Origin of the sequence: Kocuria subflava (genome assembly GCF_012163155.1) — a bacterium.
Classification (GTDB): Bacteria; Actinomycetota; Actinomycetes; order Actinomycetales; family Micrococcaceae; genus Kocuria; species Kocuria subflava.
Genome location: NZ_JAAVUN010000169.1, coordinates 1 through 606 on the forward strand (window position 1 = coordinate 1; position 606 = coordinate 606).

Sequence of the window (606 nt, forward strand, 5' to 3'; positions counted from 1 at the left end):
CGTGCATGAGACCCGGCACGTCGCCGTCGCGTTTGCCGTCCAGCATCCACTGGCCCAGCTGTACGGAGTTCTCCACCACCACGCGGGCTCTCGGTACTCGCTGGTCCCTGAAGGAGCGGAAGCTCTCTTCGTCGAAGGTGTCTGCGGCAATGATTTCGCGGGCCAGGACGGCGGCGTCCTCGATGGCCATGGCTGCCCCTTGCGCAATGGTGGGCGGGCAACTGTGGGCGGCGTCGCCGATCAGCACCACTCGTCCGCGGTGCCAGTCACCCTCGATCAGGTGTTGGGTGAAGTGGGTGTAGTTCACCCGTGCGTCGTTCTTGATGTGCTCTCGGATCTCCACCCACGGTCCGCCGTAGCCGGCTGCGAGCTCGGCCATGATTTCGGGACCCTCCGTGAGGTCACGTTCCTGGGCGGCCTCCACCAGGTAGGCGTACATCATGGAATCACCCGTGGGGCAGTACCCCGCGATGAACGCAGGGCCCCCGTAGTACAGATCCGTGCGGACCACTTCCTCGGGCCGGGGGACGAAGGTGCGCCAGATCCCCATCCCCGTGGGCTCGGGCCGTTCGGTGATGCCGATGGCTTCCCGCACGGTGGAGTTCA

At 66.0% G+C, this 606-nt stretch carries 1 protein-coding gene; it reads right to left on the reverse strand.

All coding sequences use genetic code 11. The features are described from left to right. The coding region (locus GTW58_RS13575; protein ID WP_209436590.1) for an FAD-dependent monooxygenase at positions 1-606 on the reverse strand (606 nt) is incomplete at both ends.